Annotated in this window: 15 protein-coding genes; 14 read left to right on the top strand and 1 reads right to left on the bottom strand. The window is 67.4% G+C overall.

Annotated features, from left to right (window positions below; genetic code table 11):
* Positions 1-268 precede the first annotated feature (268 nt).
* From HCC78_RS04900 to HCC78_RS04845, 12 genes are all read left to right on the top strand, one after another.
* Complete coding sequence (locus HCC78_RS04900) at positions 269-1,099, top strand: MurR/RpiR family transcriptional regulator (protein ID WP_172327623.1); 831 nt, start codon at positions 269-271, stop codon at positions 1,097-1,099.
* 150 nt (positions 1,100-1,249) lie between these two features.
* Positions 1,250-3,163 carry a 5-dehydro-2-deoxygluconokinase gene (iolC, locus tag HCC78_RS04895; protein WP_172327622.1) on the top strand — a complete coding sequence of 638 codons (1,914 nt, stop codon included), beginning with the start codon at positions 1,250-1,252 and terminating at the stop codon, positions 3,161-3,163.
* 50 nt (positions 3,164-3,213) lie between these two features.
* Positions 3,214-5,055, top strand: coding sequence for a 3D-(3,5/4)-trihydroxycyclohexane-1,2-dione acylhydrolase (decyclizing) (iolD, locus tag HCC78_RS04890; protein WP_172327684.1), 1,842 nt, complete (start codon positions 3,214-3,216; stop codon positions 5,053-5,055).
* 166 nt (positions 5,056-5,221) lie between these two features.
* Positions 5,222-5,410: a hypothetical protein gene (locus HCC78_RS04885; RefSeq protein ID WP_172327621.1), complete on the top strand. Its 189-nt coding sequence runs from the start codon at positions 5,222-5,224 to the stop codon at positions 5,408-5,410.
* On the top strand, positions 5,407-6,213 hold the full coding sequence (gene iolB / locus HCC78_RS04880) for a 5-deoxy-glucuronate isomerase (protein WP_172327620.1): 807 nt from the start codon (positions 5,407-5,409) through the stop codon (positions 6,211-6,213). Before HCC78_RS04885 ends, iolB begins: the two co-directional genes overlap by 4 nt.
* A gap of 292 nt (positions 6,214-6,505) precedes the next feature.
* The gene (gene minC / locus HCC78_RS04875; RefSeq protein WP_172327619.1) at positions 6,506-7,306 is read left to right on the top strand and encodes a septum site-determining protein MinC; all 801 of its coding nucleotides are present in this window, start codon (positions 6,506-6,508) and stop codon (positions 7,304-7,306) included.
* Positions 7,307-7,328: 22 nt separating this feature from the next.
* The gene (gene minD / locus HCC78_RS04870; RefSeq protein WP_172327618.1) at positions 7,329-8,141 is read left to right on the top strand and encodes a septum site-determining protein MinD; all 813 of its coding nucleotides are present in this window, start codon (positions 7,329-7,331) and stop codon (positions 8,139-8,141) included.
* 3 nt (positions 8,142-8,144) lie between these two features.
* Complete coding sequence (minE, locus tag HCC78_RS04865) at positions 8,145-8,420, top strand: cell division topological specificity factor MinE (RefSeq protein ID WP_172327617.1); 276 nt, start codon at positions 8,145-8,147, stop codon at positions 8,418-8,420.
* Between the two features lie 127 nt (positions 8,421-8,547).
* Positions 8,548-9,621: a DUF389 domain-containing protein gene (locus tag HCC78_RS04860; protein WP_172327616.1), complete on the top strand. Its 1,074-nt coding sequence runs from the start codon at positions 8,548-8,550 to the stop codon at positions 9,619-9,621.
* Positions 9,622-9,731: 110 nt separating this feature from the next.
* Complete coding sequence (locus tag HCC78_RS04855) at positions 9,732-10,166, top strand: MarR family winged helix-turn-helix transcriptional regulator (RefSeq protein ID WP_172327615.1); 435 nt, start codon at positions 9,732-9,734, stop codon at positions 10,164-10,166.
* The gene (locus tag HCC78_RS04850; protein ID WP_253949033.1) at positions 10,167-11,840 is read left to right on the top strand and encodes an MFS transporter; all 1,674 of its coding nucleotides are present in this window, start codon (positions 10,167-10,169) and stop codon (positions 11,838-11,840) included.
* Between the two features lie 10 nt (positions 11,841-11,850).
* On the top strand, positions 11,851-12,891 hold the full coding sequence (locus HCC78_RS04845; protein ID WP_172327614.1) for an HlyD family secretion protein: 1,041 nt from the start codon (positions 11,851-11,853) through the stop codon (positions 12,889-12,891).
* Positions 12,892-12,903: 12 nt separating this feature from the next.
* Here HCC78_RS04845 and HCC78_RS04840 read toward each other — a convergent pair whose 3' ends face one another.
* Positions 12,904-13,410, bottom strand: coding sequence for a MarR family winged helix-turn-helix transcriptional regulator (locus HCC78_RS04840; RefSeq protein ID WP_172327613.1), 507 nt, complete (start codon positions 13,408-13,410; stop codon positions 12,904-12,906).
* Positions 13,411-13,636: 226 nt separating this feature from the next.
* On the opposite strand from HCC78_RS04840, the gene ectA reads away from it, so the two are divergent.
* Positions 13,637-14,194 carry a diaminobutyrate acetyltransferase gene (ectA, locus tag HCC78_RS04835; RefSeq protein WP_172327612.1) on the top strand — a complete coding sequence of 186 codons (558 nt, stop codon included), beginning with the start codon at positions 13,637-13,639 and terminating at the stop codon, positions 14,192-14,194.
* A 56-nt stretch (positions 14,195-14,250) separates the two neighbouring features.
* On the top strand, positions 14,251-15,537 hold the full coding sequence (ectB, locus tag HCC78_RS04830; RefSeq protein WP_172327611.1) for a diaminobutyrate--2-oxoglutarate transaminase: 1,287 nt from the start codon (positions 14,251-14,253) through the stop codon (positions 15,535-15,537).
* The last annotated feature ends 12 nt before the right edge of the window (positions 15,538-15,549 follow it).

The following is a 15,549-nucleotide window of genomic DNA, read 5'->3' as shown; positions in this document are numbered from 1 at the left end:
GGATCGCTGCCTGCAGCCCTTGCCCAGTGGCCTGCGGGAGGTTGATCCCAGCGCCTTCGCTTCGTCTGGCACGCCGCGGTCGAGCGTCATGCTGGTGGATTTGCGAAAGGGCTGAGCCATGGATGTCGCCGCGTGAAACTGCCGCAAAGCATCCCGCATGGATGCGGTTCTGTCGAGCGGCGTGGTGCAGGGTGCAACCGGATGTTGCAAACTTGGAATTTTTGTTCCAGATTTCCGGACTGGTGGAGCGCGTAGCGAGGGAGGCAGGATGGCCAGCGAAACAGGGGCGGTACCGGCGCCGCAGAGCGTCGAGGAATTTCAGGAGCGGCTGCGCGAACTCGGCCCTTCGCTGCCGCGGCGGATGCGCGACTGCGCCGGCTATCTCGAACGCAATGTCGACCGCATTGCCGTCTCCACCGTGGCGCAGCTGGCCGAAGGCGCCGGGGTTGCCCCCTCGGCGATGATGCGGTTCTGCCAGGTCCTGGGATTCTCCGGCTTTTCCGAAATGCAGCGGATGTTCCGCGAGGCCTACAGCCCCGGCCTGCCGGATTATTCCACCCGGCTGGAACTGCTGCGCGAAGAAGGGCGGGACAGCCCCTCGGCTCTGCTGGCGGAGTTCATCGAATCCGGCCGGTCTTCCCTTGAAAACCTGGCCGGAAGCATCGAACCGGCCGCGCTGGAAGCCGCCGTCCGGGTCCTGACCGGGGCAGGGGTGATCCATCTTGCCGGGCTGCGCCGCGCCTTTCCGGTTGCCGCCTACCTGGCCTATGCCTTCGAGAAGATGCAGATCCCGGCCATGCTGCATGACCAGACCGGGCGGCTGGACCACCGCCACGCGATGCGCGCGGGAGACGCGCTGCTGGTTGTGACCTTCGCTCCCTACACGCCGGAAACCGTTGCCATGGCCGAATCGGCCGCCGCAGCCGGGCTGCCCGTGGTGGCGATCACCGACCGCGCCGACGGCCCCTTCGCCCGCCCCGGCATCCTGCCGCTGCTTGTCGCTGAGGCCGATTTCGGGGCCTTTCGCGCGCTTTCGGCAACGCTTTCGCTGGCGATTGCGCTGGCGGTCTCGGTTGGCACGCGGCGGAATTCTGCGTGACAATGGAATTTTGGAGTTGATTTTATCCCGCATGGAATGTTTATTCCATTTCGAGGAGAGGCCGCGCCCCGCGGCCTGGGGAGGAACAGGACACGGACCCGCATGCGAGGCGGGACCGGTCGCGTGCTCCCCCATGGAATGAGGCATGACATGAAGACGCTGGATGTCATCACCATCGGCCGCAGCTCGGTCGATCTCTACGGAACGCAGATCGGCGGGCGCCTGGAAGACATGGGCTCCTTCGACAAGTACATCGGCGGCTCGCCGACCAACATCGCCTGCGGCACCTCGCGTCTGGGCCTGCGCTCGGCGGTCATCACCAAGGTCGGCGACGAGCACATGGGCCGCTTCATCCGCGAGCAGCTGCAGCGCGAGGGCGTCGACACCACCGGCGTGATCACCGACCCCGAGCGCCTGACCGCGCTGGTTCTGCTGGGCATCCGCGACGAGGACCAGTTCCCGCTGATCTTCTACCGCGAGAATTGCGCCGACATGAGCCTGACCGTCGACGATATCGACGAGGACTTCATCGCCTCGGCCCGCGCGGTCGTCGCCACCGGCACCCATCTGAGCCACCCGAAGGTCGAGGCGGCGACGCTGAAGGCGCTGGAGCTGGCCCGCAAGCACGGCCTGCGCACCGCGCTCGACATCGACTACCGCCCCAACCTCTGGGGCGTGGCCGGCCATGGCGACGGCGAGAGCCGCTTCGTCGAAAGCGCCGAGGTCACCGCCAAGCTGCAGTCGAGCCTGCACTACTTCGACCTGATCGTCGGCACCGAGGAAGAATTCCACATTGCCGGCGGTTCGACCGACACGATCGAGGCACTGACGGCGGTCCGCAAGGTGTCGGGCGCCACGCTGGTCTGCAAGCGCGGCGCACAGGGCGCGGTCGCGATCACCGGCGAGATTCCCGCGACGCTCGACGAGGGCGAGGCCGGCCCGGGCTTCCCGATCGAGGTGTTCAACGTGCTGGGCGCCGGCGACGGCTTCTTCTCCGGCCTTCTCAAGGGCTGGATGGATGACGAGGACTGGCCGACCGCGCTGAAATACGCCAATGCCTGCGGTGCCTTCGCGGTCAGCCGCCACGGCTGCACCCCGGCCTATCCGTCGCTGAAGGAGCTGGAATTCTTCCTCGGCCGCGGCATCGTCCGCCCGGATCTGCGCAATGACGCCGAGCTGGAGCAGGTCCACTGGGCAACCAACCGCAAGGGCGACTGGTCGAACGTGCGCACCTTTGCCTTCGACCACCGGCTGCAGCTGGAGGAGATGGACGGCTACACGCTGGCGAAGGGCGGGGAGTTCAAGGAGCTCTGCCTGAAGGCGGCGCTGCAGGTGCAGGGCGGCCAGCCGGGCTACGGCATCCTCTGCGACAACCGCATCGGCCGCAAGGCGCTGCATGCCGCCTCCGGCACCGGCCTCTGGATCGGCCGTCCCACCGAGCTTCCGGGATCGCGCCCGATCGAGTTCGAGCCGGAGCTGGGCCCCGATCTCGGCCAGTTCCGCGAATGGGCGCGGGAGAACGTGGTGAAGCTGCTGGTCTTCTGCCACCCCGAGGACACCGCCGAAACGCGGGCACTGCAGGAAGAGCGGGTCAAGCGCCTCTACACCGCCGCGCGCCGCAACAACCTGGAATTCCTGCTGGAGATCATCCCCTCCAAGGTTGCGCCGACCGATGACATGACTACGGCCACGCTGATCCAGCAATTCTACGACATCGGCGTCTATCCCGACTGGTGGAAGCTGGAGCCGCTGAAGACCTCGGCTGCCTGGGCCAATGCCGTCGAGGCGATCGAGCGCAACGACCCGAATACCCGCGGCATCGTGGTTCTCGGCCTCGACGCTCCGGAGGCCGAGCTGGCCGCGAGCTTCGAGGTTGCCGCAAGCTTCGATCTGGTCAAGGGTTTCGCCGTCGGCCGCACGATCTTCGGCGACGCCGCCCGGGCCTGGATGAAGGGCGAGATGACCGACGAGGCGGCCATCGCCCAGATGGCGGAGCGCTACACGCGCCTTTGCCAGGTCTGGGACGGCGCGCGCGCCGCTGCGACGAAAGAGGCTGCAGAATGAGCCCGAAGGACAACGAACTGGCGCAGGACATGCGCGACGGAGGAACGGACATGGGTCAGACGATCCGGCTGACCGCAGCCCAGGCGATGGTGCGCTGGCTGTCGGTGCAGATGACCGAAGGGGGCGAGCGTTTCGTCGAGGGCATCTGGGCGATCTTCGGGCATGGCAACGTGGCCGGTCTCGGCGAGGCGCTGCACGGCATCGGCCCGGCCTTCCCGACCTGGCGCGGCCAGAACGAGCAGACGATGGCACATGCCGCCATCGCCTATGCCAAGGCGAAGAAGCGCACCCGCGCGCAGGCGGTGACCTCGTCGATCGGGCCGGGCTCCACCAACCTGGTGACGGCCGCGGCGCTGGCGCATGTCAACCGGCTGCCGCTGCTGATCATCGCGGGCGACGTGTTTGCCAACCGTCGACCCGATCCGGTGCTGCAGCAGGTCGAGGATTTCGACGACGGCACCGTGTCCGCCAATGACTGCCTGCGGCCTGTCAGCCGCTATTACGACCGCATCACCCGGCCGGAGCATATCCTGACCGCGCTGCCGCGGGCGCTCCGCGTCATGACCGATCCGGCGAATTGCGGCCCGGCAACGCTGGCCTTCTGCCAGGACGTGCAGGCCGAGGCCTTCGACTATCCGGTGGCCTTCTTCGAGCCCAAGGTCTGGCACATCCGCCGGCCGCAGCCCGATGCGCGCGAGCTGGCCGAGGTCGCGGAACTGATCGCATCGGCGAAGAACCCGGTCATCATCGCCGGCGGCGGCGTGGTCTATTCGCAGGCCGAAACCGAGCTGGGCGAGTTCGCCACCCGCCACGGCATTCCGGTGGCAGAGACCCAGGCCGGCAAGTCGGCGCTGGCGCAGAGCCACCCGATGAATTTCGGCGCCTCCGGCGTCGACGGCGCGGAAAGCTCCAACGCCGTTTCGGTGGACGCAGATGTCGTGATCGGCGTCGGCACGCGGTTCCAGGACTTCACCACCGGTTCCCGGGCGCTGTTCAAGAACCCGGACGTTAAGTTCGTCAGCCTCAACATCCACGGCTATGACGCGGCCAAGCACGGTGCGACGAGCCTTGTCGGCGATGCCAAGGTGACGCTCGGGCTGTTGTCCGAAGCGCTCGGGGACTACAAGGCCACGGCCTTCGACCCGGCGGCGCGCACCGCATGGCTGGCCAAAGTCGACGACCATTGCCGCGACCGCAAGCGGCCGAAGGGCGAGCTGCCGATCGACGCCGAGGTCATCGGCGCCGTGCAGCGCACGAGTTCCGAGGCCACCGTCGCCATGTGCGCGGCGGGCACGATGCCGGGCGCGCTGAAGCTGCTGTGGCAGCCCAGCCAGGGCGGCTACCACATGGAATACGGCTATTCCTGCATGGGCTACGAAGTTGCGGGCGCGATGGGCATCAAGCTGGCGACGCCCGAGCGCGACGTGGTCTGCTTCGTCGGCGACGGGTCGTACATGATGGCGAATGCGGAACTGGCCACGGCGGTGATGCGGCGCATCCCCTTCACCGTGGTGCTGACCGACAACCGCGGCTACGGCTGCATCAACCGCCTGCAGCAAGTATGCGGCGGGGCAGAGTTCAACAACATGTACAAGGACTGCAACGTCGAGGTGCAGCCCGAGATCGACTACGTGGCCCATGCCGGATCGATGGGGGCCTTCGCGGTCAAGGCGGCGGACATCGCCGACCTGGAGGCGAAGCTCGTCGAGGCCAAGACCCGCGACATCCCCACCGTCATCGTCATCGACACCGATGCCCGTCCGGGCCCGGGCGAGAATGGCGGCGGCGCCTGGTGGGACGTGGCCGTGCCGCAGGTCGGCGGTCCGGAGCGGCTGGAAAAGGCCCGCGACACCTATATCGAGAACGCCCTGAACCAGCGCGTCCTCAACTGACGGGCAAGCGGGGAGGGGGCCGCCCCCTCCCCGCGGCCCCTCCCCCGGGCGGGGCCCGGCGGGAGTCCCCCGAACACTCCAGGACGGCGCCGGCTTCTCCCGATCCTCCCCCACTGGCGCCGTCCCTTTTCTTCCAACAGGTCACGCAACCCGCTACTGATCACCCATGTTCGACCTGAATCACCCGTTCTTCCGTCCGCTGTGGCGGCGCGTGCTCGTCACCGCCTTCTGCCTCGGCTGGGCTGTGTTCGAGGCGGCGATGGGCAATCCGGTCTGGGCCTTCATCACGGCCGCGATCGGGATCTATTGCGGCTACGGCTTCTTCGTGACCTTCGACCCGAGAGACGACCCATGAGCGACCTTCTCTGCAAGCCCTTCGGCACCCATGGCAAGGTGCACCAGATCACGCCCGAAAGCGCCCGCTGGCGCTATGTCGGCTTCTCCCTCTACAAGCTGCGCCCGGGCGAGACCGCCGGCGAGGCGACCGGATCGAACGAGGTCATCCTCGTCATGGTCGAGGGCAAGGCCGCCTTCACCGGCGCGGGCCAGGACTGGGGCGTGCTCGGCGAGCGGATGAACGTCTTCGAGAAGACGCCGCCGCACTGCCTCTACATCCCCAACGGCAAGGAGTGGCAGGCCACCGCCGAGACCGACTGCACCATCGCGGTCTGCGCCGCGCCCGGCATGGGCGGCCACGAGGCGCGCCGGATCGGGCCGGACGGCATCAGCCTGACCACCCGCGGCAAGGGCACCAACACCCGCCACATCAACAACATCGCGATGGAGAACGAGGATTACTGCGACAGCCTGCTGGTGACCGAGGTCTTCACCCCGGCGGGCCACTGGTCGAGCTATCCCAGCCACCGCCATGACGAGGACGACTTCCCCCGGATCACCTATCTGGAGGAGACCTACTACCACCGGATCAACCCAGGCGACGGGTTCGGCATCCAGCGCGTCTATACCGAGGACGGGCTGCTGGACGAGACCATGGCGGTTGCCGACGGCGACGTGGTGCTGGTGCCGCGCGGCCACCATCCCTGCGGCGCGCCCTACGGGTTCGAGATGTACTACCTCAACGTCATGGCCGGGCCGCTGCGCAAGTGGCGCTTCGTCGCCCATCCGGCGGTGGTGCCGATCATGGAACGCGACGCCTGAGTCGCGCCACGGGCGCCGCGCCGGGAAATCACCTTGGCGCGATGCCCAATCCGCTTGCAGTCCGGCGCGGACCCGCCTATCAGCGGTTGTCCGCGCCTTTCCGTTCAGAAACAGCGGCTTCCCCTTCCAACATCCCGTGCCGACCACACGATATCGTGGCAGACTGCCGCTGCCTGTGCCTATTTTGCGTCATTCCCGATGGACCGGGGATGGCAAATGCGCTAGCGTTTCCGGAAAGCGCCGCATCAGACAGGCGCATTCAGGCAGCACAAACACAGGCATCGGATCGGGCGTGAATTCACTCACATCGGACACCACCGCCGCCGACCCAGTCGCGACGGTAAAGCCATTCCAGATCAGGGGCCGGTTCTTCACGGCCGTCGCGCTCCGGCTTGCCGGCAACGCGGACCAGGATTTCTACAAGGCGCTGGATGCAGAATTGATGCGGATGCCGCATTTCTTCGACCACGCGCCCTTCGTGATCGATCTGGGCGAAGTCGGGGCCGCGCTGAAGGGCGAGGCGCTGACCCAGATGATCGAGGCGCTGAAGCGGCGCAAGCTGTCGGTCTTCGGCGTCCAGAACGGCACTCCGGAACAGACCGAGATCGCCAAGCGCGCCGGGCTGCTGCCGCTGCCGGGCGGGCGCGACGCGCCGCTCGACCGGGTCGAGACCCAGCGCCGCGAGGCAGAGCGCATGGTCGCGGAGCGCAAGGCGAAGTCCGGGGCCGCCGCGGCCGAGGAAGCCCCGCCGCCCGCCGCCAAGCCCTCTGCCGTGATCGTGACGGAGCCGGTGCGCTCGGGCCAGAAGATCTATGCCGACCGCGGCGACCTGGTGGTCGTCTCCTCGGTCTCGAACGGGGCCGAGCTGGTCGCCGCCGGGAACATCCATGTCTACGGCACGCTTCGCGGCCGGGCGCTGGCCGGCGTCAACGGCGACACCTCGGCGCGCATCTTCTGCCAGAGCCTCGATGCCGACCTGGTCGCCGTCGCCGGGCTCTACCTGACCTATGACGACTATGCCCGGGAGCATCTGAAGAAGCCCGTGCAGGTCTTTCTTGAAAACGACAAGCTGCGCGTGGACGCGCTGAAATAGCATGAGCGAGAAGGGATCATCCGTGGCCAAGATCATCGTTGTCACTTCCGGCAAGGGCGGTGTGGGCAAGACCACCTCCTCGGCCGCCATCGGCGCGGGGCTAGCGCTCCGCGGCTACAAGACCGTCGTGATCGACTTCGATGTCGGGCTGCGCAACCTCGACATGATCATGGGCTGCGAACGCCGCGTGGTCTTCGACTTCATCAACGTGATCCAGGGCGACGCGAAGCTGAAGCAGGCGCTGATCAAGGACAAGCGGCTGGAAAACCTCTTCGTGCTGCCGACCTCGCAGACCCGCGACAAGGACGCGCTGTCTCTGGAAGGCGTGGAGCAGGTGCTCAACGAGCTCAAGGAAGAGTTCGACTACATCGTCTGCGACAGCCCCGCGGGCATCGAGCGCGGCGCGCATCTGGCGATGTACTTCGCCGACGAGGCGATCGTCGTGACGAACCCGGAAGTCTCCTCGGTGCGCGACAGCGACCGGGTGCTCGGCCTGCTGCAGTCCAAGACCCGCCACGCCGAGGAAGGCGTCGAGGTCAAGACGCACCTGCTGCTGACCCGCTACGACAAGGACCGGGTCGCCCGCGGCGAGATGCTCAATGTCGAGGACGTGCTGGAGATCCTGGCGATCCCGCTGATCGGCATCATCCCGGAAAGCCAGACCGTGCTCAAGGCCTCCAACATCGGCATGCCGGTGGTGCTGGACGAGAAATCGGCGGCGGGCAAGGCCTACGAGGACGCGGTGGCGCGGCTCGACGGGGAAGAGCGCGAGATGCGCTATGACGGAGAGGAGAAGCCGGGCTTCTTCCAGCGGCTCCTGGGCAAGACGGGGTAGGCCATGTTCAGCTTTTCGCTCAGACCAAGACGGAACAAGTCCGCGGAAACCGCCAAGGAGCGGCTGCAGATCCTCCTGGCTCATGAGCGGGCCGACGGGGAAAGCCCGGACTACCTGCCGATGCTCCAGAAGGAGATCCTGGAGGTGGTCCAGCGCCACCTCTCGGTCAGCCAGGACAATGTCGAGGTCAAGATCGACCGCGACAAGGACATCTCCGCGCTCGAGATCAATATAGAGATCCCGGGGCCCGGCTCGCTGAAGCTGAAGGCCGGGGCCTGACGGCGGGGCCGGAAGGCCCGGCCGCGCCGCGGAAATCCCAGCCGCACGAGACGGATTGACGCAGGGTCCGTTCCGGCAGATCGTCATCCCGCAGAGGCCCCCGGAAGGGGCCTTCGGGATGATGGCCATGACCTTGGGAAAATTCGCCACCGCGCGGGAAATCCTCCGTTTCGAAGGGCTCGACGAGCGCGCCTACTGGCAGCGCTTCGCCATGCTCCTGTCGCTTGCCGTGATCATCGCGACGATGGGGCTGCTGCGCGATTCCGGCGCGGTGATCATCGCCGCCATGCTGGTCGCGCCGCTGATGACGCCGATCCTCGGCATCGCCGCCGCCATCACCATGGGCTGGGTCGGCCGCGCGGGCTGGCTGCTCCTGGTGGTCTGGGCCGCGGCGGCCTGTGCCGTGGGCGTGGCGTGGGCCATCGTCTTCCTCTCGGACGTGCCGCGCGGCATCCTGCTGCCGCATGAAGTCCTCAGCCGGACCGATCCCGGTGCCGAGGATCTGGTGATCGCGCTCGCGGCCGGCGTGGCCGGGGCCTACGTGCAGATCAACCGTTCCGAGGCCAGCCTGCTGCCCGGCGCGGCGATCGGCGTCTCGCTGGTGCCGCCGCTCTCGGCCGCGGGCATCCTGCTCTATTACGGCCAGCACAGCGCTGCCTTCGAGGCGGTGCTTCTCTTCGCCACCAATTTCGGCGCGATCATCTTCTCCGCCTGCATGGTCTACATCGCCTCCGGCGCCGGGCGCTCGCTGCTCCGGTCCGAGCGGCGGCGGCTGCGCTTCACCTTCGGGATCGGCGCCACGCTGGCCTTCCTCGCGGCGGTCTTCATCCCGCTCTTTTCGGCGACGCTCTTCCGCTACCTCGAAACCGGCACCGAAACCGCGCTGGCCGAGGCCGCGCAGCGATGGGCCGGGCCTGTGCCGATGGAGATCCTGCGCGTCGATGTCGATGCCGAGACCCGCCGCGCCGAGATCTGGGCGCTGGTCGACCTGCCCGCCGAGGCGCAGGAGCGGCTCGCCACGGCCGAGGAGCTTCTGCCGAAGCGGCTGCGCGACACGCCCTTCCGTCAGGTCGCGCAGGACGTGCTGGGACCGGACTACACCGTCGTGATCCGCTACCAGACCCGGTTCTCCTGGTCGGTCGATCTCGGCACCGAAACGATTTCCCCGCTGACCGAGATGCCGCCCCTCCCGGCAGGCTGAGGCAGTTCCCGAATTCCCGCCATGCAGCGGATGCAGGGCCGCCGGGGTTGAAGTCCCCCGCCAAAATGATACCTAGCTAACGATTAGTAGGGTAACGAAAGGCGCGGACGATGACATTGCCGATCCACAAGGAGTTCCTGCCCGAGTTGATCGGGCTGGTGCGCGGCGTGCGCAAGCGGTTCAACGCCCGTGCCGTCGCGCTCGACATGACCTATTCCCGCGCCCAGGCGCTCCTGCACATCGCGCGCTCCGAAGGGCTCACCCAGGCGGAGCTGGCCGATCTCCTGGACATCAGCACGCCGTCGATGAACCGAACGCTCGACCACCTGGAGGAGCAGGAGCTGATCGAGCGCCGCTCCTGCGAGGCCGACAAGCGGATTCGCAGGCTGTTCCTGACGCCGAAGGCGCGCGGCCAGGCCGAGCAGGTCGTGGGCTTCACCGAGGACCTGCGCCGCGAGGTCTATCGCGGCATTTCCCCCGAAGACTTGGAACGGACGCTGGACGTGATCCGGCGCATCCAGAAGAACCTGGACGGGATGGAGTAAATGGCCGACGGATCGCAGCAGCTGAGGGCGCAGGACACGGACGTGCCGGAGCCGGAGGCGCAGGAGGCGCCGCCCGCGCCCGCCATGCCGCGCCCGCCCTTCGTGCCGAAACCGCCGCTGGTGGCGCTCGGCTACATGCTGGCCTCGGTCTTCATCGCGCTGTCGCAGTCGCTGGGGCAGGGGTTCCTCTCCGCCAACATCCGCCAGCTGGCGGGCGAGCTGGGAGCGACCCAGTCCGACACGATGTGGCTGATGGTGGCCTTCGTCGCCCCGCGCGCCTCGCTGCCGCTGATGCTGATCAAGATCCGCTTCCAGTACGGGCTGCGCCGCTTTGCCGAGGTCTCCATCGCGCTCTACGTCGCGGTGGCGCTGCTGAGCCTGTTCACTGCCGACCTGCATTCCGCGCTGGTGGTGGAGCTGCTGTCCGGCATCTCCGCCGCGCCGCTTTCCACGCTGGCCTTCATGTACATGCTGGAGCCGCTGCCGCCCGCCAAGAAGCTGCAGGTCGGGCTGCCGCTGGCGCTGACCTTCATTTCGCTCGGCACGCCGCTGGCGCGGGCGATCAGCCCCTGGCTGATGACCGACGGCAGCTGGAACAACGTGCTCCTGCTGAAGCTCGGCATGTCGATGATCGCGCTCTGGCTGGTCTACAAGCTGCCGCTGGCCACGGCCGAGCGGGTGAAGATGATCAAGGGGCTCGACCTCGTCAGCTTCGCGCTGATCGCGGCCGCCTTCGGCGGGTTCGTCGCCTGCTTCACCACCGGCTACACCTACTGGTGGACGGCGACCCCGTGGATGGGCGTCGCACTGGCCGGGTCCATCGCCGCCCTCGGGCTGGCCGCGGTGATCGAGCTGCACCGCAAGGAGCCCCTGCTCGACCTGCGCTGGCTTATGACGCCCGAGATGATCCACCTGACCGCGGCGCTGCTGATCTTCCGGATCATCCTGTCGGAGCAGGCGGCCGGCGCGCCGGGGCTGTTCCAGGCGCTCAACTACGCGCCGGAGCAGATCGCGCCGCTGTTCTGGGTGATCTCGGCGGCGACCGTGGCCGGGGGCGTCGTCTGCTGCTTCGTGCTGCAGCCCTCCCGCGTGCCGGCCATCCATGTCGTTGCCCTGTCGATGATCGCGCTCGGCTCCTGGATGGACTCGCGCAGCGCCGTCGACGTGGCGCCGGACCAGTTCATGGCGAGCCAGGCAATCATCGGCTTCGCCGCCGCGCTGTTCCTGCCGCCGGCCATGGCCTCGGGCCTGCTGACGGCTCTGCAGCGCGGGCCGACCTACCTGCTGAGCTTCATCATCCTGTTCCTGTCGACCCAGATCCTCGGCGGCACGATCGGATCGGGGCTGTTCCGCACCTTCGTTGCGGCCCGCACCACGGCGCATGCCGACCTGATGAGGGACCAGCTGATGTCCGGCGACCCGCAGGTGGCCCAGAGGGTCGCCGACCTGGCCGCCAGCCTGGCCGGGACCCTGACCGACCCGGTGCAGCGCAAGGCCGAGGCCCTTTCGACGCTGGCCGGCGATGTCAGCCGCCAGGCCACCGTGGCCGCCTATAACGACGTATTCGCCCTTACCGCGGCACTGGCCCTCGGCGCGCTCGCCGTGCTGGTCCTGCATGTCGCCCGCAATGCCCTGCGCGACCGGATGGCCCCCGCGGCCCCGGCGGCAGAATGAGGTTGAGAAGATGACTGTCCTGAAACACCATATCCCCACCTTGCTGGTGGTGCTGATCGGCCTGCTCGGCGTCGGCACCGTGCTCTATGCCTGGCAGCTGCCGCCTTTCGGCGGCCACGAGATCCGCACCGAGAACGCCTATGTCCGCGGCTCCGTCACCACGATCTCGCCGCAGATCGCCGGCTATGTCACCGAGGTCCCGGTCAACGACTTCCAGACCGTGAAGGCCGGCGACGTGCTGGTGAAGCTCGACGACCGCACCGCGACCCAGACGCTGGCCCAGGCGCAGGCCGCGCTGGAAAGCGCCGCGGGCGCGCTGAAATCGAACGCCCAGGACATCAACTCCGCCCAGGCTGTGCTGGAATCCCGCAAGGCCGCCGCCCAGGCCGCGAAAGCCGCGCTCGACACCGCCCAGGCCGCATGGAACCGGCAGGACAAGCTGAAGGCCAAGGGCTTCCTGTCCCAGTCCGATGCAGATGACAGCCAGCTGTCGCTGCACCAGGCCGAAGCAGCGCTGACCGAGGCGCAGAGCAATGTCGATGTCGCCCGCGAGGACGTGGCCGCGGCCAAGGTCCAGACCGACACGCTGAAGGCCGATCTCGCCTCGGCGCAGGCCGCGGTCGAACTGGCGAAGATCGATCTGGAGCATACCGTGATCCGCGCCCCGCGCGACGGCCAGCTCGGCCAGATCGGGGTCAAGACGGGGCAGTACGTCACCGCCGGCGCCTCGCTGATGTCGCATGTCGCGCCGCAGGTCTGGGTGATCGCCAACGTCAAGGAGCGCGAGCTTGCCGACCTGGCGCAGGGCCAGCAGGTGCGCTTCACCGTCGACGCGCTGCACGACCGGGCCTTCACCGGCCATGTCGCGGTGTTCTCGCCGGCCACCGCCTCCGAATACAGCGTTCTTGGCAATTCGACCGCCACCGGGAACTTCACCAAGATTGCGCAGCGCCTGCCGGTGAAGGTGGAAATCGATCCGGGCCAGGACGGGGCCGATCGCCTCGCGCCGGGCATGTCAGTGGTGCTCCACGCCGAGCGCCAGGCCTCCTGAACGGAGGCAGCCTCAGCTGCCGCTGCGCCAGTGGCCCTTGATCTCGCCGGTCGTCAGCACCGGCGAGGCATCCATCTCGGTCGCATCGAGCATGTCCGCGACCCGCTCCAGCGAGGCCAGGAGCTGCGCCTGCTCCCAGTCCTTGAGCTCCTCGAACGCGCGGACATAGCGCTGCTGCAGCGCGTCGGGGGCTTCTTCCACCGCCGCCTGGCCGCGGTCGGAAATCACCACGTTGGTCTGCCGCCGGTCGGTTTCCGACCGCTCGCGCCCCACCATTCCGCGCGCCACCAGCCGGTCTACCAGCGCCGTCACCGTCGCCTGGCTGACCCCCATCTGCGTGGCCAGCGCCTTGGGCGTCGTCGATCCGCCCTTCATCACCGTGATCTGCAGGACCCTCAGCTGCGCGGGCGTCAGCCCGGCCGCATGCGCGAGATCGCGCGAGTAGAGCTCCGTCGCGCGGAGGATTCGGCGCAGCGCGATCAGGCTGGCATCGGTGCGGTTCAGGTCGGGTCCGGACATGGCGGAGAATCTGCCATAAGCCGCAGACTCCTTCAATTGGCTAAGTATCATCTGAACTCCTTAGTCTAGCTACGGACTCTTCCTGTCCGCCGCGATACGAAAAGCCCCTTATTTCATTGAATTTTCCGGGGCAATGGAAGTTTTTTGCGTTTTTTTCCGTCGTTCTTGAAACTTTCACGTAGATCCATTAGTTAGACTTTCAAAGGAAACAACGAGGGAGAGGCACATGCCCAAAGACATTGTCAGCGACACCCGCCAGATGGCCCGATCGCGCATGGTCACCATGAGGAAGCCCGAAAGCACCGATGGCTCCGCCATCTGGGAACTCGTCCGCAGCTGCAAGCCGCTCGACGAGAATTCGATGTATTGTAACCTGATCCAGGCCGATCATTTCCGCGACACCTGCGTCGTGGCGGAAGAGGACGGGCAAATCCTGGGTTGGATTTCAGGACATCTCATCCCTGCGCAGGATGCGTTCTTCGTCTGGCAGGTTGCCGTGAGCCCCAAGGCCCGCGGCCTCGGCCTCGGCAAGCAGATGCTGCGCCACCTGACCGAGCGCGAGGAGCTCGACGACGCGGAAGTCCTGAAGACGACGATCACCGAGGACAACGACGCCTCCTGGGGCCTGTTCCGCAGCTTCGCGCGCGAGATCGGCGGCGAACTCGACGACGAGCCCCATTTCCTCGAGGACGACCACTTCGGCGGCGCGCACGACACCGAGCACATGGTGACGATCACGCTGAAGAACGAGGCGGAAGAGGCGGCGCTGAACGCAGCCGCCTGAGCCTCCGCTCGTCCTCGCACCCTCCCCAAGAATTTCTCCCGAAAGGAGCATCCCCCATGGCCAAGGACATGGCACAGCCGATTTCCATCTTCAAACGCCGCGAGAGCGAGGCCCGCTCGTATTGCCGCGGCTTCTCCAAGCTCTTCACCGAGGCCCGCGGCAGCGAAATGTTCGATGTCGACGGCAACCGCTACATCGACTTCCTCGCGGGCTGTTCGTCGCTGAACTACGGGCATAACGACCCGGACATGAAGGCCGCGCTGATCGAGCACATCGCCGGCGACGGCATCGCCCACGGGCTCGACCTGCACACCGATGCCAAGGGCGGCTTCCTTCGCGCCTTCGAGGACCACATCCTCGGCCCGCGCGGCATGGACCACAAGGTGATGTTCACCGGCCCGACCGGCGCCAATGCCGTCGAGGCCGCGATGAAGCTGGCGCGCAAGGTCACCGGCCGCACCAACATCGTCGCCTTCACCAACGGCTTCCATGGCGTGACCATGGGCGCGCTGGCGGCGACCGGCAACGGCTACCACCGCGGTGGCGCGGGCATCGACAAGCACGGCGTCACCCGCATGCCCTACGACAGCTATGCCGAAGGCGTGGACTCCGCGGCGCTGCTCGAGCAGATGCTGGCCGACCCGTCGGGCGGCATCGACGCCCCCGCGGCCATCATGATGGAGACCGTGCAGGGCGAGGGCGGCCTCAACGCCGCGTCGCGCGAATTCGTCGAGCGGGTCGCCAAGATCGCCCATGACAACGGCGCGCTCTTCATCGTCGACGACATCCAGGCGGGCTGCGGCCGCACCGGGACCTTCTTCTCCTTCGAGGAGATGGACGTGCAGCCCGACATCGTCACCATGGCGAAATCGGCCTCGGGCTTCGGCCTGCCCTTCGCGATGGTGCTGATCCGCCCCGAGCACGACGTCTTCGGCCCGGCCGAGCACAACGGCACCTTCCGCGGCAACACCCATGCCTTCGTGACGGCCCGCGTCGCGATCGAGAAGTTCTGGTCCGACGGCAGCTTCCAGCGCGAGCTGGCCGGCAAGGCGGTGATGATGACCACCGCGCTGAGCGAGATCGCCGAGATGATCCCGGGCGCCTATCTCAAGGGCCGCGGCCTCATGCAGGGCATCGATGTCGGCTCGGGCGAGCTGGCCTCGGAAATCTGCGCCCGCGCCTTCGAGCTGGGCCTGGTGATCGAAACCTCGGGCCCGAATGACGAAGTGGTCAAGGTGCTCGCGCCGCTGACCACCCCCAACGAGACCTTCCGCGAAGGCTACGCGATCCTCGCGCAGGCCGTCCGCGACATCGTCAAGCCGGCAACCATCGCGGCGCAGTAAGGAGTACCGATC

Source organism: Mangrovicoccus sp. HB161399 (genome assembly GCF_013184745.1).
In the GTDB taxonomy this organism is placed as follows: Bacteria; Pseudomonadota; Alphaproteobacteria; order Rhodobacterales; family Rhodobacteraceae; genus Mangrovicoccus.
Note: the sequence above shows the minus strand (reverse complement) of the source record. Positions and strands in the feature narration are given on the sequence as shown.